18 protein-coding genes are annotated in these 17,035 nt (G+C 43.5%); 10 read left to right on the forward strand and 8 right to left on the reverse strand.

Annotation, left to right across the window (positions count from 1 at the left end):
- Positions 1-155 precede the first annotated feature (155 nt).
- The 5 genes from V7K30_RS28140 (at position 156) to V7K30_RS28160 (ending at position 9,732) form a co-directional block, all read left to right on the forward strand.
- Positions 156-389: a hypothetical protein gene (locus V7K30_RS28140; protein ID WP_335004975.1), complete on the forward strand. Its 234-nt coding sequence runs from the start codon at positions 156-158 to the stop codon at positions 387-389.
- A gap of 69 nt (positions 390-458) precedes the next feature.
- A complete protein-coding gene (locus V7K30_RS28145) occupies positions 459-998 on the forward strand; it encodes a PadR family transcriptional regulator (RefSeq protein WP_335004977.1) in 540 nt (179 codons plus the stop codon).
- Between the two features lie 38 nt (positions 999-1,036).
- Positions 1,037-4,462 (forward strand): efflux RND transporter permease subunit, encoded by a 3,426-nt coding sequence (locus V7K30_RS28150; protein WP_335004979.1) that lies wholly within the window; start codon positions 1,037-1,039, stop codon positions 4,460-4,462.
- Positions 4,463-4,579: 117 nt separating this feature from the next.
- Positions 4,580-5,926, forward strand: a complete 1,347-nt coding sequence (locus V7K30_RS28155) for an efflux RND transporter periplasmic adaptor subunit (protein ID WP_335004981.1) — start codon at positions 4,580-4,582, stop codon at positions 5,924-5,926.
- 284 nt (positions 5,927-6,210) lie between these two features.
- A complete protein-coding gene (locus tag V7K30_RS28160; protein WP_335004983.1) occupies positions 6,211-9,732 on the forward strand; it encodes an NB-ARC domain-containing protein in 3,522 nt (1,173 codons plus the stop codon).
- Positions 9,733-9,793: 61 nt separating this feature from the next.
- On the opposite strand, the gene V7K30_RS28165 is transcribed toward V7K30_RS28160, so the two are convergent.
- Positions 9,794-9,997, reverse strand: a complete 204-nt coding sequence (locus V7K30_RS28165) for a hypothetical protein (protein ID WP_335004985.1) — start codon at positions 9,995-9,997, stop codon at positions 9,794-9,796.
- A 10-nt stretch (positions 9,998-10,007) separates the two neighbouring features.
- Positions 10,008-10,571, reverse strand: coding sequence for a peptide deformylase (def, locus tag V7K30_RS28170; RefSeq protein ID WP_335004986.1), 564 nt, complete (start codon positions 10,569-10,571; stop codon positions 10,008-10,010).
- 255 nt (positions 10,572-10,826) lie between these two features.
- Between def and V7K30_RS28175 the strand changes: the two genes are divergently transcribed.
- The 4 genes from V7K30_RS28175 (at position 10,827) to V7K30_RS28190 (ending at position 13,680) form a co-directional block, all read left to right on the forward strand.
- Positions 10,827-11,729, forward strand: coding sequence for a cell division protein FtsX (locus V7K30_RS28175; RefSeq protein WP_335004988.1), 903 nt, complete (start codon positions 10,827-10,829; stop codon positions 11,727-11,729).
- 154 nt (positions 11,730-11,883) lie between these two features.
- Entirely contained in the window at positions 11,884-12,699 is an 816-nt protein-coding gene (locus V7K30_RS28180) for a DUF3598 family protein (RefSeq protein WP_335004989.1), read from the forward strand.
- Between the two features lie 184 nt (positions 12,700-12,883).
- Positions 12,884-13,447 (forward strand): Uma2 family endonuclease, encoded by a 564-nt coding sequence (locus V7K30_RS28185; RefSeq protein WP_335004991.1) that lies wholly within the window; start codon positions 12,884-12,886, stop codon positions 13,445-13,447.
- 110 nt (positions 13,448-13,557) lie between these two features.
- Positions 13,558-13,680 (forward strand): hypothetical protein, encoded by a 123-nt coding sequence (locus V7K30_RS28190; RefSeq protein WP_335004993.1) that lies wholly within the window; start codon positions 13,558-13,560, stop codon positions 13,678-13,680.
- Here V7K30_RS28190 and V7K30_RS28195 read toward each other — a convergent pair.
- The 4 genes from V7K30_RS28195 to aat form a co-directional block, all read right to left on the reverse strand.
- Positions 13,670-14,200 carry a hypothetical protein gene (locus V7K30_RS28195; protein ID WP_335004995.1) on the reverse strand — a complete coding sequence of 177 codons (531 nt, stop codon included), beginning with the start codon at positions 14,198-14,200 and terminating at the stop codon, positions 13,670-13,672. The two genes, V7K30_RS28190 and V7K30_RS28195, sit on opposite strands and share 11 nt — an antisense overlap.
- On the reverse strand, positions 14,197-14,412 hold the full coding sequence (locus tag V7K30_RS28200) for a hypothetical protein (RefSeq protein ID WP_335004997.1): 216 nt from the start codon (positions 14,410-14,412) through the stop codon (positions 14,197-14,199). The genes V7K30_RS28195 and V7K30_RS28200 overlap by 4 nt, the downstream gene beginning before the upstream one ends.
- On the reverse strand, positions 14,412-14,741 hold the full coding sequence (locus tag V7K30_RS28205; RefSeq protein WP_335004999.1) for a hypothetical protein: 330 nt from the start codon (positions 14,739-14,741) through the stop codon (positions 14,412-14,414). The genes V7K30_RS28200 and V7K30_RS28205 overlap by 1 nt, the downstream gene beginning before the upstream one ends.
- A 114-nt stretch (positions 14,742-14,855) precedes the next feature.
- Positions 14,856-15,431 carry a leucyl/phenylalanyl-tRNA--protein transferase gene (gene aat, locus V7K30_RS28210; protein WP_335005001.1) on the reverse strand — a complete coding sequence of 192 codons (576 nt, stop codon included), beginning with the start codon at positions 15,429-15,431 and terminating at the stop codon, positions 14,856-14,858.
- A gap of 103 nt (positions 15,432-15,534) precedes the next feature.
- Here aat and V7K30_RS28215 point away from each other — a divergent pair, with 103 nt between their 5' ends.
- A complete protein-coding gene (locus V7K30_RS28215; RefSeq protein ID WP_335005003.1) occupies positions 15,535-15,864 on the forward strand; it encodes a hypothetical protein in 330 nt (109 codons plus the stop codon).
- A 64-nt stretch (positions 15,865-15,928) separates the two neighbouring features.
- Here V7K30_RS28215 and rpsN read toward each other — a convergent pair whose 3' ends face one another.
- On the reverse strand, positions 15,929-16,231 hold the full coding sequence (rpsN, locus tag V7K30_RS28220) for a 30S ribosomal protein S14 (RefSeq protein ID WP_334867077.1): 303 nt from the start codon (positions 16,229-16,231) through the stop codon (positions 15,929-15,931).
- Positions 16,232-16,308: 77 nt separating this feature from the next.
- Positions 16,309-16,980: an endonuclease III gene (nth, locus tag V7K30_RS28225; protein WP_335005005.1), complete on the reverse strand. Its 672-nt coding sequence runs from the start codon at positions 16,978-16,980 to the stop codon at positions 16,309-16,311.
- Positions 16,981-17,035 lie beyond the last annotated feature (55 nt).

Consider the following 17,035-nt stretch of genomic DNA (forward strand, 5'->3'; position numbering starts at 1 on the left):
CTAAGTTTCTTTTATTCACCCGTAACCTTACTAAGTCACCGTGGTTTCAACTGTTAAACTCACTATAAGGTAACTTAGTTACTTAGGTCAAGGTAAACTATAGAGAAAATTATTTAAATAGCATAAAATACTACAAATCCGGCTGAAGTCCCCAAATGAATGCTCACCTTTGGCTGGTATTGATAGCGCTTGTTTTACAGGAGTGCGCTGACTATGCCCGGAAATTGCGATCGCACCCCAACATGATAGAGAGGGTAGACCTCACGGCAACTTACAGCGCTTTTCCAGTAATTACTCCCTACTCCCCGTCTCAGTCGTGGTCTAAATGCCTGAAAACTGCTAACTATGCGGCTTTGCCCTGCGGCATCATAAAAAATTCTGACAATTGAGCCTTAAATACTTGGCTAAAAAGAATCTATTTGATATTGTTGATAAACATATCAAACTGATATATCAAAATGCTGAAGTTGGCAGTATTAGGTCTGTTACAGCGAGAGCCATTAAATGGTTATCGGCTCAAACAGCAACTAGAGATGTTTATGAGTTGCAGTATTTGTGTTAACTATGGTGCGATTTATCCTCTTCTGAAGCGGATGGAAGAACAAGGTGAAGCGATCCTATGTGTAGAACAGGGACAAGAAGCTGGGCAGTGTGGAAAGGTATATGAGATTACATCCCTCGGTAAAAAAACTTGGTATCAAGAGATGCTGGCATATCCTCATGAAAGTTGGGTGAATGCGCGATCGCGATTCTTAATCAAATTTTTTTTCTTTGCTCATTTATTACCCGAAGAACGAGTGCAGTTAATTGAACATCGATTGATGTCATGTCGGTTACGTCTTGCAGAGAAAAAAGTACTTGAAATTACTGATGATTTATACCAAGCGAAATTACAAAAGCGGGTAGTTGAAGTCATCAAATCAGAGATTGAGTGGCTAGTTGAGCAACTGCAAACAGAACACCTTCAATTAGCTCAAACGCCAACTTCAGCAAAATAGCTTTAACCCAAAAAACTTTTGAAGTATCCTAACTAACTATGTGGATCGTCAAAATTGCATTACGTCTTCCGTATACATTCGCGATCGCAGCTTTGATGATTGTGATCCTGGGTGTAGTCACGATATTTAGTACACCAGTTGACATTTTTCCCGCAATCAACATTCCCGTTGTCAGCGTAGTTTGGACTTACACTGGTACTACATCTGAGGAAATGGCACAGCGAATCGTGACAATTAGCGAACGTGCCATGACAACAACCGTTGGTGACATCGAACACATTGAGTCTCAATCTTTGAGCGGTGTTAGTGTCGTCAAGGTTTTCTTCCAACCCAACGCGAATATCGCCTCAGCCGTCGCTCAAATTACCTCTGTCAGCCAAACAATTCTCCGCCCTTTGCCACCTGGGATCACACCGCCATTCATCATTCAATACAACGCTTCTTCAGTGCCAATTATTCAGATGAGTGTCAGTAGCAAAACCTTGCCGGAACAAGCGCTCAACGACTATGCTACCAACTTCGTCCGCACCCAATTAGCAACAGTGCAAGGGGCGAGTATACCTTTGCCCTATGGTGGTAAACCTCGGCAAATTATGGTTGATATCGATCCCCAAGCGATGTTGGCTAATGGCGTTTCTGCCCAAGATGTGACTAATGCTGTCAGTGCCCAAAATCTGGTCTTACCCGCAGGTGATATGAAGATCGGCGATCGCGACTTCGCCGTACAAATCAATAATAGTCCAGACGTGGTGACAGCCCTCAACGACTTGCCGATTAAGCAAGTTAATGGTACTGTTATCTACATTCGTGATGTCGCCCAGGTAAGAGATGGCTTTGGTGTGCAATCTAACATTGTCCGTCAGAATGGGAGACGCTCAAGCTTACTTAGTATCCTTAAGAGTGGCAATGCCTCGACTATTGATGTGATTGAGCGGGTAAAAAAAGCTTTGCCTCGCATCCAATCCACCTTGCCCCCAGAACTGAATTTAGCCTTTTTATTCGATCAATCTATATTTGTGAAAGCTTCGATTCAAGGCGTTCTCAAAGAAGGATTGATTGCCGGGTGTCTGACTGCGCTGATGATTTTGATTTTCCTGGGAAGTTGGCGCAGCACTGTCATCGTCGCCGTATCGATTCCCCTGTCGATGCTGGTTTCAATTATTGTGATGAGTCGTTTGGGACAAACTTTCAACATTATGACTTTGGGTGGTTTGTCCTTAGCTGTTGGTATTCTTGTAGATGATGCCACAGTAGAAATTGAAAATATCCACCGAAATCTCGGACAAGGGAAACCAATCAAGCGAGCAATCTTAGATGGAGCGCAGCAAATCGCAACTCCAGCACTTGTAGCAACATTATGTATTTGTATTGTCTTTGTGCCGGTCGTGTTTCTAAGTGGAGTGGCAAAGTACCTATTTGTCCCGCTAGCGATGGCGGTAGTATTTGGTATGCTTGCTTCCTATGTGCTATCTCGGACTGTAGTACCGACGATGGCAAGCTATCTCCTACCATCCGAAGTAGACTGGCATAGAGAAAGCGAGGATCATAATAGTAACAATAACAACAACCATCATCTAGATTCGCCAGCCCAAAACAATAATGGTAACAACAACCATCATCTAGATTCGCCAGCCCAAAACAGTAATGGTAACAACAACCATCATCTAGATTCGTCGATCCAAAACAATAATGGTAGCGACAATCATCACCAAACAGAAGAGGTAAAAACGAAAACTGCCAAATCTGTTAAGAAAGATTGGATATGGCGGCTACACGAAAAATTTAACCGACAATTTGAGAAACTTCGCAGTTGGTACTACGATGTTCTCACCTCAGCATTAAATCACCGCCGCATAGTCTTTGTGCTGTTTGGTGCTTTTATCGTCAGTGCAGGAGTTTTGTTACCATTCGTCGGTCAAGACTTTTTCCCTGAAGTCGATGGTGGTCAGTTTAGCCTCCATGTTCGAGCCTTACCTGGGACTCGTTTGGAAGAGACAGAAAAAATTGTCAGCCAAGTCGAAGGCGTTATCCGCCAGACTGTACCAAAGGACAATCTCTCTCTGATTCTGGATAACATCGGCTTACCCAACAGTGGCATTAACCTTACATACGGCTACAACGGTGCTACAATTGGGCAGGCTGATGCTGATATTCTTGTGTCGCTAAAAGAATCTGGTTCAACTTTTTCTTACGTCAAGCAACTCCGCCAGAAATTGAAAGCGACATTTCCCAACTACACATTCTTTTTTGAGCCGGCTGATATTGTTACTCAAATTCTGAATTTCGGTTTGCCTGCTGCTGTTGACGTGCAAATATCTGGCCCTCTGAAAAACTCAAAGGGCAACTTTGAAATTGCCCAACAAATCGCAGCCCGGATGACGCGCATTCCTGGGGCTGTAGATGTACATCTCCAGCAAGTTGTCGATGCCCCAGAGTTACGTCTTAATGTAGATCGCACCGAGGCTCAACAATTCGGTATGACTCAGCGTGATGTTGCCAATAGCGTCCTCACTTCCTTAAGTTCAAGCGGTCAAGCCGCAATCAACCAATGGCTCGATCCCAAAAAAGGCGTGAGTTACACCCTGGCTGTACAAGTTCCCCAGTATAAAATTGACTCTATTGACAGCCTGAAAAATACGCCAGTTGGCAACGGTCAAACTGCACCCCAACTTTTAGGTAACTTAGCTAGTGTCAAACGCGACACAGTGATGCAAGTTGTCAATCACTACAACATTCAGCCAGTTTTCGATATCTACGCTAACTCCTCTGGTCGTGACCTTGGGGGAGTTGCCCGCGATGTAAATCGAATTATCGCTGATTATCAGAAAAAATTGCCTCCCGGTAGTCTGATTAATGTCCGTGGGCAAGTGCAAACGATGAACTCTTCCTTCCTGGGACTTGGTTTCGGACTTGTGTTTGCAATTGTGCTGGTTTACTGCTTAATGGTGGTGAACTTCCAATCTTGGCTCGATCCCCTGATTATTATGATGGCATTGCCAAGTGCTTTAGCTGGTATTGTTTGGATGTTGTTTGTCACCCGCACCACCTTTAGCGTCCCTTCATTAATGGGTGCAATTATGAGTATAGGTGTGGCGACATCAAACAGTATTTTAATGATCACTTTTGCTAATGAGCAACGTCAGGAAGGGCAAAAAGCCTATGGTGCAGCCCTAGCGGCCGGCTATACAAGGTTGCGTCCTGTGTTGATGACTGCCTTAGCCATGCTGATCGGGATGGTGCCAATGTCTCTCGGTCTTGGTGAAGGTGGTGAGCAGAATGCACCCTTGGGTCGCGCTGTAATTGGTGGCTTGTCAGCTGCAACAGTCGCTACTCTGATCTTTGTACCTGTTGTATACAGCATTATGCGGCGTCAACAACCTCGTCCGATTGATCAGGATGACGATTTAAATTTCTCAGATCCAGAGACAGCATACTCGTTGTCATCATCTCAAGGCAAGTCATGAGCAATTCCAAGTATGTCCTATGGGCAGACTACAAAGAACAAAATTGTCAAAGCTAATGATGGTAATGACTCTAGCTGCTAAATTTCTGCAAACTAGATAATATGGAACAGTTTACCTATGGATTCTCAGCATCGTCCATCTCCTGATTCTGAACAACAAACGACTTCTAAAAAACAAAGGCGCGGCATCGGTAGAATTGGTTGGGCTGTAATTGGCGCTGTTTTTTTTGGTAGCCTACTAGCCATAGGTATTCTGCCTCGGTTAAGCCAAAGGTCAGAATTACAAGCAGCAGTTAAGGAAGCAAGCACTTTAACCTCAGTCAACGTGATCACTCCGCGTCGCGCTACTGCTAGTACCAAATTGGAACTACCTGGCAGTGTTGTAGCCCTTAACCAAACAACCATCTACGCCCGCAGTACTGGGTATTTGCGGCGGTGGTATGCAGATATTGGCGATCGCGTCCGAGCAGGTCAGTTGTTGGCAGAGATTGATTCACCAGACACCGATCAGCAAGTTCTGCAAGCCAAGGCAGAGTTAGCACAAGCACAAGCTAACGTGCTTCAAAGTCGTGCTAGTTTAGCTAAAGGTATTTCTGATTTGAAGCAAGCCCAGGCTAATCTCTTGATAGCACGTCAGAGCTGGCAGCGCTGGCAATTTCTTGTCAAAAAAGGTGCAGTAGCTCAACAAGATACAGATACAAAATATGCTACATATCAGGCTAATCTTGCCAACGTTGAGGCAGCACAAAACACTATTAATTCTGACTCTGCCAACGTCAAAGCAGCAGAAGCTAACGTCTACGCAAGTCAAGCAAACTTCCAGCGTAATACCGTATTGCAGTCTTATAACAAAGTCACTGCTCCCTTCGCGGGAGTGATTACTGCACGTAACGTAAATACAGGTGTTTTAATTTCAGCAGGTAGTGGCAACACCAATACCAGCAACACTAACACTAGCAATACTAGCCTTTATACTATTGCTGCTTATGACAAGCTAAACGTGAATGTGAATGTTCCACAGAGCTTATCACAGTCACTTCAGACTGGTCAAACAGCACAAATTACAGTCAGAGAGTTACCACAACGAGCGTTTACGGGTAAAGTAGTGCGTACTAGCAACGCTATAGATCCAAATACTCGCACTTTGCTGACACAATTACAAGTGCAGAATTTGGGCGCTACGCTGCGACCTGGGATGTATGCCAGTGTCAGATTTGCCATTAATCGCAACGATCCTCCCTTTGTTGTGCCAGATAGTGCCTTAGTCGTTAACGCCGGAGGTACGCAGGTCGCAACTTTAACCAAAAACCAAACAGTGCATTATCAAAAAGTTGTCGTTGGGCGAGATTATGGTACTGAAGTAGAAATTACATCAGGTCTGACAGGAAATGAATCGCTGATTGCCACTCCTACGGTTGATGAGACAGAGGGTTTGCGCGTGCAGCCAGTTGCCCAAACAAAGTAGTGGTCTGTCTGATTAATTTTGATGAGTTCGTAGAGGTACAAGAACCCCAACCCCCTCCTCGCTCTTCGAGAGCTTGCTCTGATGTAATATCATGTCCGCCTAATTAGCGCTCTTCTATTACTCTGGGCAAAGAAAATAATCGGAGGTTGGGTTGAACGAAGTCAAACCCAACAATAACAAAGTTTTTGGGTGTTGGGTTTTGATATTGAGGGGATACCGTATTGGTAGTAATGTTATCTCACTAGGTGAGATAACATTGGTCTGTAATGAGTATGAGTGTGAGTATGATTCCCGAAAACGTTCTTTTGGCTTTTGCCGAAAAACGGTGCTTGTCTAGCAGTGAGATAGAGGTGTTATTATACGCCGGTCAGGGACAATCGCCAAATGCGATCGCTAAAGAATTGGCGATTAGCGCCGAGGCAGTACGCAAAAGATTAAGCGAAGTTTACAAGAAATTTAATGTTACTGGTAGCGGCCCAGGTAAGCTCACTAAGTTACAGCAAGTTATTGAATCTGAATATCAAGCATCTTTACTGAATGAGAAACCCATTGCCCAAAACCACCAAGATTGGGGTGAAGCACCTGGTATCTGCGTTTTTTATGGACGGATAGCAGAATTGTCTCAGCTAACGCAGTGGCTGATTAAGGATAACTGCCAACTAGTGGCAATATTGGGAATGGGGGGAATTGGCAAAACTGCTTTATCTGTGAAACTGGCAAAGGAAGTTCAGGAGAATTTTGAGTATTTGATTTGGCGAAGTCTCCGCAATGCGCCACCCGTCGCAGAGATGTTGGCGAACCTGATCAGATTTTTATCTGATGAGAGGGAAACAGATTTGCCAGAAACCGTAGATGGTAGAGTAACGCTGCTGATTAATTATTTACGAGAGCGTCGTTGTCTTTTGGTATTGGACAATGTAGAGACAATTTTACAGGAAGGCGATCGCGCCGGACACTATAGACCAGAATATACAGGTTATGGTCAACTACTGAGACGGGTAGGGGAAGAACCACATCAAAGCTGCTTGGTGTTGACATCTCGCGAAAAACCAAAAGAATTTGCTCCTTTAGAGGGAGAAGCATCACCAGTCAGAACATTATCATTAGTTGGTTTAGGAGAAACAGAAGGGCAAGAAATTCTCCAAGATAAAGGGATATCTGGGTTACAACCGGAATGGGCGAAGCTAGTTGACAAGTATTCCGGTAATCCTTTGGCATTAAAGCTAGTTTCTGAGCCAATTCGAGAATTGTTTGGTGGTGATATCGCTGCCTTTCTTGCTGAAGGAGAGATAATTTTTGGCGACACCCGGAATTTATTAGACCAGCAATTTGAGCGGTTGTCAGAGATAGAAAAAGAAATAATTTATTGGTTAGCAATCAAGCGGGAGTTAGTTTCTTTAGAGGAATTGCTAAATGATATTGTGCGTCCCTTGCCCAAAAGGGAAGTATTGGAGGCGCTAGAATCACTGCGGCGGCGATCGCTAATTGAACAAAGAACAGCACTTTTCACCCTCCAGTCTGTGGTGATGGAATACATGATCGACCGACTGGTTGAACAGGTTTGTCACGAAATTACCACTGGTGAGATTAGACTATTTATCAGCCATGCTTTAATGGAAGCTACGGCAAAAGATTATATTAGAAACACTCAGATTACCCTAATTCTTAAACCAATTATAGATAGGTTATCAACTATTTTTAGATATTCTAAAAATATTGAACATCATCTCTATCAAATTTTATTGCACCTGCAACAGGTTCCACAAACAGCTGGATATGCGGGTGGAAATCTGCTAAATATACTTTGTCAACTACAAACTGATTTTAGCGGCTATGACTTTTCTAATCTAACTATTTGGCAAGCATATTTACAAAGTGTGAATTTGCATCGGGTGAATTTTGCCAATGCTGATTTAGCTAAGTCCGTTTTTGCAGAAACATTAGTTAGTATTTCATCAGTAGCATTTAGCCCGAATGGAAAACTTTTGGCTACGGGTGATGCTGATGGCAAAACTTACTTGTGGCAAGTTGACGATGGCAAGCTACTTTTTAGCTGTACTGGACATAGCAGTTGGGTAAAATCAGTTGCCTTCAGTCCCGATGGTCAAACTTTAGCTAGTGGCAGTGATGACCAAACAGTGAAGTTATGGGACGTTCATAACGGTAATTGCCTCAAAACCTTGCACGGGCATAGTAATTGGGTAAGGTCAGTTGCCTTCAGCCCCGATGGTCAAACTTTGGCTAGTGGCAGTGAAGACCAAACGGTAAAATTATGGGATGTTAATACCGGAAAATGCCTGAAAACATTGCAAGGGAATACTAATCGAGTCAGGTCAGTTGCTTTTAGTCCCGATGGTCAAACTTTAGCTAGTGGCAGTGAAAAGCAGACAATTAAATTATGGGATATCCGCAATGGTGAGTGCCTGAAAATCTTGCAGGGGCATAGCAGTTGGGTGAGGTCAGTTGCTTTTAGTCCCGATGGTCAAATTTTAGCTAGTGGCAGTGACGACCAAACAGTGAAGTTGTGGGATGTCGGTAATGGTAAGTGCCTGAAAACCTTGCAGGGGCATACCAATCGGGTATGGTCGGTTGCCTTTAGTCCCGATGGTCAAATTTTAGCTAGCGGTGGTGACGACCCAACAGTGAAGTTATGGGATGTCCGAAATGGAAAGTGTTTGAAAAACTTACAGGGGCATAGCAATCGGGTAAAGTCAGTTGCTTTCAGCCCCGATGGCCAAACTTTGGCTAGTGGTAGTGAAAACCAAACAGTGAAGTTATGGGATGTCCATAACTATAAGTGCCTTAAAACTTTACAGGGACATACCAATCGAATTAGGTCAGTTGCCTTCAGTCCCGATGGTCAGACTTTGGCTAGTGGCAGTGAAAAGCAAACAGTTAAATTATGGGATGTCCGTAACGATAAGTTTCTCAGAATTTTGCAGGGGCATAACAGTTGGGTACGGTCAATTGCCTTCAGTCCTGATGGTCAAATTTTAGCTAGCGGCAGTGAAAAGCAGACAATTAAATTATGGGATGTTCACACGGGACAATGCCTCAAAAGGTTGCAGGAACATACCAATCGAATCAGGTCAGTTGCCTTCAGTCCTGATGGTGAAATTTTAGCTAGCGGCAGTGACGACCAAACGGTGAAATTATGGGATGTTCACACGGGAAAATGCCTCCAAACCTTGCAAGGGCATACCAGTTGGGTAAGATCAGTTGCCTTTAGTCCCGATGGTCAAATTTTAGCTAGTGGCAGTGAAAACCAAAAAGTGAGGTTATGGGATATCTATACGGGAGAATGCATTAAAATTTTGGAGGGACATAGCAATCGGATCAGGTCAGTTACTTTCAGCCCAGATGGTCAGACTTTAGCTAGTGGCAGTGATGACCAAACGGTGAAGTTATGGGATGTTGACATGGGCAAATGCTTGACAACCTTGCAAGAACATACTAATCGAGTCTGGTCAGTTGCCTTTAGTCCCGATGGTCAAATTTTAGCTAGTGCCAGTGAAGACCAAACGGTAAAATTATGGGATGTCCATAATGGCAAGTGCCTTAAAACTTTGCAGGGGGCTAATTGGGTAAAGTCAGTTGCCTTTAGTCCCGATGGTCAAACTCTGATTTGTGGTAGCCAAGATGAGACAATTAAGCTTTGGGATGTAATGACGGGTGATTGCTTAAAAACACTGCGATCGCTAAAACCCTACGAAGGAATGAATATCACTGGAGTTACAGGGTTAACCGCAGCCCAGTTAGTGACGCTAAAAGCTTTAGGGGCAGTGGAAGATAAACAGCAAAAATAAAAGGTAAAAGGATAAACTTTGCGTTTCTTTCATCCTTTTACCTTTTTTCTGTACCTGATGCTTATTTAATGTTAGCCCTTGCGTCCTTCACTGCGGCAAAGAAAAATAATCCTGTGAGTGGAATGCTCAATACCAGGATAATTGCCGTGACTGTGACACCAAAATCTGGTTGTCCGTAACTGAGTTCAAAAATTGAACCGACCGCTGCGATCGCACTTACACAAGAACCACCCAGAAATAAACCGCTTTTTGGAGTTAAATACACTACTAGCCCCCTATGCTATTGGTTTCACCGCTTGATACGAGAAGCCATTCTTAGATAGCTCCTGGACTAAAGTCAAGGAGTTTTCCACACGGTCTACAAATACCACGCCGTTGAGGTGATCCATCTCGTGCTGAATGCAGCGTCCCAACAGGTCATTAGCTTTTAACGTCCGGGGACGACCGTATTCGTCTTTATAGGCAATTTCTACGACTTCAGGGCGTTTAACGTCTAGGTATACATTGGGAATACTCAAGCATCCTTCTTGGGCAACAGAGATGTCGCGGCTTACTTGTTTTATGGTGGGATTAATCAACACCAAGGGCAAATTAGCTGCGTTCTCTGGTTCCAGGTCGATGACAATTAGTTGTTTGTGGATTCCCACCTGGGATGCAGCCAAACCAATGCCATCTTTGCTGTACATAGTTTGCAGCATTTCGCGCACCAGTTGGCGAAGTTCGTCATCTACTTTAGAAATCCGCTTTGCAGCTTGACGCAGCACGCGATCGCCTAAATAATGAAGCTCCAAAGGTGGATTTTTTAACTTTTTTTTCTCTACAGCAATTTCAGAGGGCATGAGTCTCGATGGCTAGATGGTGAAAATTCTTACTACTTTAATTCTATCAAGCTCGTCACTAGTCAGTTATGAGTGCTGAGTTATAAGTTATGAGTTATAAAAACAGAATTCAGGAGTCAGGAGTCAGAATTCAGCATGAATTGGAGTCCGATGCTTACTGAGTTTGTTAAAGTACTGGCGGATATAGCTTGCTTCGAGAGCGTCTTGATTCTGACTCCTGAAGTCTTCTTAAAAAATTTTTGACTGGGGTGATGTGTGTTTAAATCTCTGACGAAACTTGACTATCTGCTCAAAGAAACTTTCCTCGGTTTAGTGCGGGGAGGTTGGATGAATTGGGCAGCTATAAGTACTGTGACGGTGTTACTGTTTTTATTTGGCTTGAGTTTGCAAACCTCTTGGCAAGTCGAAAAACTCCTCTACCAGTTTGGTAGTCAGTTAGAAGTATCAGTTTATCTCGAACCGGATACGCGGATCGAAAGCATTGAGCCACTGATCGCAAAAATGCCAGAGGTGGCGGCGATGCAAAGCATTACCAAAGAGCAAGCTTGGACTAAGTTAGTTAAGGAAATGAGAATTTCTGATATTGAGGGGGCTACGCAGCAGCTAGGTGAGAATCCTCTGGTTGATGAGATGAAGGTGAAAGCGCGTAATTCTCAAGTTGTACCAGCTTTAGCAACGCAACTGGCTAAGTTACCCGGAGTTGATACGGTGGAGTATATCGATGAAGCAGTTAAACGCATTGCCCAGTTGCACCAAGGTTTGAATTGGATTAGTTTAACAATTACGATTATTCTGACCTTAACAGCGATCGCAGTGACTACCACGACAATTCGCTTGATTGTGATGGCGCGACGCCAGGAAATTGAAATTATGCAATTAGTGGGAGCAACTTCTATTTGGATTTACCTCCCGTTTATTTTACAAGGAATTACCTTTGGTTTAGTTGGTGGTGCGATCGCTTGGAGTTTCATTTCTGTGATTCAACAGTTTCTCGGTAAGTTGCTAGCCAATCAACCTGAGTTTATTCAAGCTATCACCAACGGGGTGCAACTCACTCCAGCCCAAATTTTACTATTGCCCCTAATTCTCTTGAGTTTCGGTGCAGCTGTAGGATTAATGGGAAGTTTATTTGCTGTCCGACGTTTTGCTAAAGGTTAGGCATTGGGCATTGGGCATGGGGCATCGGGCATCGGGTCATTGGGCAAAACAGTTCCAAGTAAAGAAGTGAGATTCTCCACTCAGCACTCAAAACTCAGCACTGATGAGAGGCATTGAGTATTGGTTATGTACAAATGACAAATGACAAATAACTATGAAATCGCAATGGGAATGTTTTCTGCAAAATCTCGGTGTATGGGAAGGTTCATTCACCAATTTTTCTCCCCAAGGGACACTTCTGAAGGATACTCCTAGCCGTCTTTCGCTGGAGGATTTGAACAATAACCAGACAGTGCGCCTAACTCTGAGCCGTTCGGGAATGGATGATGTGAAAAGAGAATTTAGTTCTGTGGGAGGGGGTCTGCTGTTTTTTGAAAATGGTTCATTTTCTGAAGGTTTAATTCAGCTAGGGCCATTTTCAGAATTCGGTGGAGAACTCGCTTTTGTTCATGAAAATCGCCGCTTACGTCTGGTGCAACTGTTTGATAAGACCGGTCAGCTAAATGAACTAACCTTAATTCGAGAACATTTAGCTGGAACCCCAGCAGCAGAACGTCCACCCTTGCAGATAAATGACTTGTTGGGAGAATGGCAAGGCCAAGCAGTGACAATATATCGAGATTTGCGATCGCCTGATATTTACTCTACAACTTTGAAAATACAACTTGATGATACTGGGCGATTAATTCAAAGTACTTCTTTTGGGGAACGTACAATTACCTCAACTGCTATCATCAAAGGTTCCATCGTTCTCTTTGACCAAGATCCCCAAAAGCAAGTACAAGTATTATTGTTACCTGATGGCGCTTCTGCAACTTCTCCCCTCAAAGTGCAGTTACGTCAACCCTTATTCTTGGAAGCGGGTTGGTTAATCCAACCAAACCTGCGCCTGCGGATGATTCGCAGTTATAACGAGAAAGGCGAATGGGTTAGTCTGACATTAGTTACTGAAGAAAAAACGCAGCGTTAGCTTGATGATGCTACCAGGGTTGTAAGTTACGCTAATGTTGAAAAATAACAGACAATCTTTTAACTACTACTCTCATTAACGACTTCAGCAGTTAACGGCACAGTTACACCGCACCAACTGATTTATTCATCTGTAGAATAACAAATAGCAGTAGTACAACTTACTCCTCGTAAGGAAACCTAAAATGGTACAGACCCCTGCTAAACCCCTGACTCTAAGTGAATTTCTGGAGCTGCCAGAGACAGAACCTGCTAGTGAATACATTGATGGGCATATCATCCAAAAACCGATGCCGCAAGGAGAACACAGCGCAATTCAGACCGAGTTAGCACCTGCAATTAACTTAGTCGTAAAACCCAAACAGATTGCGCGGGCTTTCTGTGAGCTTCGCTGTACTTTTGGCAATCGCTCAATTGTGCCTGACATTTCTGTGTTTATGTGGGACAGAATTCCCCGCAAAGAAAATGGTGGGGTTGCTAACGTCTTCTCAATTGCCCCAGATTGGACAATTGAAATTCTATCTCCTGATCAAAGTCAAACTAAAGTTACCAAAAATATTCTGCATTGCCTGAAGTATGGAACTCAGATGGGATGGCTGATTGATCCTGAAGAACAATCTGTGTTTGTCTACTTGCCAGATCAACCAACCACTTTTTACGAAGAACTAGGAACACAGTTACCAGTGCCAGAATTTGTTAAAGATTTCAGCCTAACAGTAGAAGGTTTATTTAGCTGGTTACTGGAGTGACTGTAGTTCTGCCAATCTCCTTGCTAATAATCTCAAGCTATCATCTCATGGATAACAAGCGCGATCGCACTTCTCATCGTGAAAGTGGTTAAGATTGGGAGTAGAAAGAGATGTTGGGTTTCCTAGCGCCAACTCAACCTACAAGATTAGCGATCGCACTCAAAGCTGAGAAAGAAAAGACAAGTTTGAGCGATTTTCAATATCACCAAAAATCAGATATATTCAAATTATGAAAACTGCTATATACCCCTCTTGATAATTTTTTTTTGCACTCTTGGTGTATTTGGCTAGATAGTTACGTATCTCAAAAACTTCTCTCAGTCCTGAAAAAGATAAACTACTCTCCTCAGAAAGGAAATTTTCCGGGGCAAGCTTTGAGCAAGATTCTTGAAGATACTTTGTGAGTTCAGTGCAAAATTGATTAAGGACAGCTTCACCTAGCTCTTTTGATTTACAAATAGATACTCTGCCAGACAAACCTTTTAGAGGAGCAGATGTGGCCGCCGACTTTTGTTCAGATGGCTGCTCTTGACTACTGACGTTATCAGTTTCTTTTTTTTTGCTCTGAATACTTCTAGTTGAAGCTTGCTCAACGATACCAACTTCTTCAAACGTTTCGATGAAATCCTCAAAAAGCTTAACAACATCAGGAACTGATATTAAAATTGGCTTTTCAACAAAATCCTCTGGATTGTAGATGATGTGTGAACCGTTTTTTTCTAATTTAAGTGAGAAGTTTAGAGTATACTTCATGAGTCTTGAGGGGTCGTTTCCCTGGCCACTATCGTGATTCTGATACCGTATGAATCAATTGCCTCGTATGCTGTTTTCGCAGCAGAACGACACCGAATGATGATTTCAGTTGCGTCCGGGACAGCGCGGAGTTGAGCGCCGACGATCATATCTAGCATTGGACGAGTCAGGTGTCGATCCTTAAACTCCACAGCAATTTTCTGTTGAGCCATCAATAGTCACCTTTGACAAAGATGTTTCTGATCCTTGTTGCTACGTTCTTTGCACCTTTTTCACTGGGGGCAATAATATGGATGATGCAGTCAATTCCGCCATCTTTGCCAAAACGCTTATCAATACCCTCTGGAGTGAGTGGTGTACCATAGGCATCAGTAAATTCAACTGTCTCAAAACCTTTTAGCCTTAACATCAAACGTTTGAGTTCATCATGCTCGAAATAGAAGCCCATCCTACTGGGCGTTATCTTCTCTACTAGGGTGAACTCTTCTACCTTGGAATAGTTAAATAATTTTTTCAGGCACCCTACCATGAGTTGAATCATAACAGTTGACCCCCAAAAGCACTTGAGCTACAGCTTATTATTCCCAACTTCGTGCTTTTGCTAACACACCGTTTAAGTTATTGTGGTATAAATTGGTTATAGTTTTTTCAACATTTATACTAAGTTACAGCGATATTGCAACGCTTGCTTAAGTAAAGCTTGATATTCTTTATCCCCAACCCGATAAGCGCCAAACCTCTCCAAATGGGGATTCATCATTTGACCATCAAAAAATACAAATTCCCTCTGACGCAATCTTTCCACCAACTTTACCATCGCTACCTTTGAACCTTCAGGAATGCGGTAAAACATTGACTCGCCAATGAAAGCGCCACCAATAACAATCCCTAAAATTCCCCCAGCTAATTCGTCACCCTGCCAAGTTTCAAAACTAAAAGCATAACCACTCTGGTAAAGTAGCCAGTAAATCTTTTGCAATTCCGGTGAAATCCAAGTTGTCTCTCTGTCAGCACACCCAGCCACCACAGCCTCAAAATCACGGTTAATCGCCACAGTAAACCGTTCTTGATTCAGAACACGCTGCAAAGACTTAGGGTAATGAAACCGTTCATCCAAAGGAATAAAAGTCCGATCGCGACTTGCGTACCAATTCAGGCGATCGCGCTCATCAGCCATGAGAAAATAGCCTTGTGCATAGCCCTCAACAATAGCGGCGATATCATATTGCATAAATAAATATAAAAAAAACACTCTTAGAAACGCAATTTGATGCTATCACTCAACCTCAGCGTCCCTCTGCGTTTCCCTCCGCGTCCCTCTGCGTTTAAAAAAGATGACTCAACCAATTCCACCCATCACCCTACCACCACCCGAAAATCCGTTGCTCGAAGGTCAATGGTTACAAGAGCGTTTACAACGGTGGCTAGATACAGAATTTCTCCCCGAAGCAGTCAACCAAAATATTGCCCAACGAGCCGCACAGATTTTTGTGCGTCAACGGATGGAAGGAGAAAACGACCTTGGTTCTCTGGTAATTGCCATTGTCACAGAGATGCAGTCGTATGATTTTTCCAATAGCTTTTACGGAGAGTTTGCGATCGCCAACGCCGTTAGCGATCTACTCTTAGAAAGTCTGGGAATTGATAAGTGTTGTGGTCAATAAGAGTTAGGAGTTAGGAGTTAGGTTTATCTCAATTTATAACTCATCACTCATAACTCATAACTTTTTACCAGCTAGACTTAACAACTCCAGGCAAAAGACCTTCATGTGCCCATTCCCGCAGCACGTTCCGAGACAACCCAAAATCGCGGTAAACACCTCTAGAACGACCAGTCAGCCAGCAACGGTTGCGGTGGCGGGTGGGCGCACTATTCCGGGGTAGCTGTTGAATCTTCCGGTGGATTTCCAGCTTATCCAGAGGAGATGGTGCACTTCTGAACTCTTCTAAAAGAGCTTCTCGCTTGTCAGCATACTTTTCTATCAACCTGGTGCGCTTTTTCTCGCGCTCAATCAAGCTCTTTTTTGCCATAAATTCTCTAACTTAATTTAAAGACACCATTCTCCATTCTACAGTCTCTCCATCAATTCTGGGGTTACGCATGTCGCTTACCCTACAACCACTGGCTTATTAGCAGCAGGGCATAAATCAGCAAGCTCACAAGCAACGCAGACAGGAGAGCGGGCTTTACAAATAGCACGACCGTGATAAATCAGCCGAATTGACCAATTTTCCCAATCAGGCTGAGGCAATAAACCCATTAAATCTTGCTCAATCCGAACCGGGTCTGTATGCTCAGTTAAACCCAAACGTTGGCTAAGGCGCTTGACGTGAGTATCTACCGTTACGCCAGCATTAATACCATAAGCATGAGCCAAAACTACATTTGCTGTCTTCCGCGCCACACCTGGAAGCTTTAACAACTGTTCCATTTGGTTGGGGACAACAGAGTTAAACTCAGTGACAATCATCCGACAGGCGGCTTGAATGTTCTTGGCTTTATTGCGATAAAACCCAGTTGAATGCACCAAGCTTTCTAATTCTACCAAGTCAGCGATCGCTAAACTCCCAGCATCAGGAAACCTACCAAATAAAGCTGGTGTCACCTTATTCACCCGCTCATCAGTACACTGAGCAGAGAGAATCGTTGCCACCAACAATTGTACTGGCGTTGAGTAGTTCAAAGAGCAAGTAGCATCTGGATAAAGACGCTTCAGACGAGAGAGAATCTCTACCGCTCTTTGTTTTAAAGGTGAAACTTTCTTTTCCCTACTCCCCACTCCCTATTCCCCACTCCCTATTCCCCACTCCCTATTCCCCACTCCCTATTCCCCA

This window comes from Nostoc sp., from assembly GCF_036917655.1.
Classification (GTDB): domain Bacteria; phylum Cyanobacteriota; class Cyanobacteriia; order Cyanobacteriales; family Nostocaceae; genus Nostoc.

What these genes read in the sequence shown, in the direction of transcription:
- V7K30_RS28155 (WP_335004981.1), top strand. Translation starts at nt 4,580, where the DNA reads ATGGATTCTCAGCATCGTCCATCTCCTGATTCTGAACAACAAACGACT.
- V7K30_RS28160 (WP_335004983.1), top strand. Translation starts at nt 6,211, where the DNA reads ATGATTCCCGAAAACGTTCTTTTGGCTTTTGCCGAAAAACGGTGCTTG.
- V7K30_RS28185 (WP_335004991.1), top strand. Translation starts at nt 12,884, where the DNA reads ATGGTACAGACCCCTGCTAAACCCCTGACTCTAAGTGAATTTCTGGAG.
- aat (WP_335005001.1), bottom strand. Translation starts at nt 15,431, where the DNA reads ATGCAATATGATATCGCCGCTATTGTTGAGGGCTATGCACAAGGCTAT.
- V7K30_RS28195 (WP_335004995.1), bottom strand. Translation starts at nt 14,200, where the DNA reads ATGAAGTATACTCTAAACTTCTCACTTAAATTAGAAAAAAACGGTTCA.
- V7K30_RS28140 (WP_335004975.1), top strand. Translation starts at nt 156, where the DNA reads ATGAATGCTCACCTTTGGCTGGTATTGATAGCGCTTGTTTTACAGGAG.
- def (WP_335004986.1), bottom strand. Translation starts at nt 10,571, where the DNA reads ATGCCCTCTGAAATTGCTGTAGAGAAAAAAAAGTTAAAAAATCCACCT.
- V7K30_RS28205 (WP_335004999.1), bottom strand. Translation starts at nt 14,741, where the DNA reads ATGATTCAACTCATGGTAGGGTGCCTGAAAAAATTATTTAACTATTCC.
- V7K30_RS28215 (WP_335005003.1), top strand. Translation starts at nt 15,535, where the DNA reads ATGACTCAACCAATTCCACCCATCACCCTACCACCACCCGAAAATCCG.
- V7K30_RS28180 (WP_335004989.1), top strand. Translation starts at nt 11,884, where the DNA reads ATGAAATCGCAATGGGAATGTTTTCTGCAAAATCTCGGTGTATGGGAA.
- V7K30_RS28200 (WP_335004997.1), bottom strand. Translation starts at nt 14,412, where the DNA reads ATGGCTCAACAGAAAATTGCTGTGGAGTTTAAGGATCGACACCTGACT.
- rpsN (WP_334867077.1), bottom strand. Translation starts at nt 16,231, where the DNA reads ATGGCAAAAAAGAGCTTGATTGAGCGCGAGAAAAAGCGCACCAGGTTG.
- V7K30_RS28190 (WP_335004993.1), top strand. Translation starts at nt 13,558, where the DNA reads ATGTTGGGTTTCCTAGCGCCAACTCAACCTACAAGATTAGCGATCGCA.
- V7K30_RS28150 (WP_335004979.1), top strand. Translation starts at nt 1,037, where the DNA reads ATGTGGATCGTCAAAATTGCATTACGTCTTCCGTATACATTCGCGATC.
- V7K30_RS28145 (WP_335004977.1), top strand. Translation starts at nt 459, where the DNA reads ATGCTGAAGTTGGCAGTATTAGGTCTGTTACAGCGAGAGCCATTAAAT.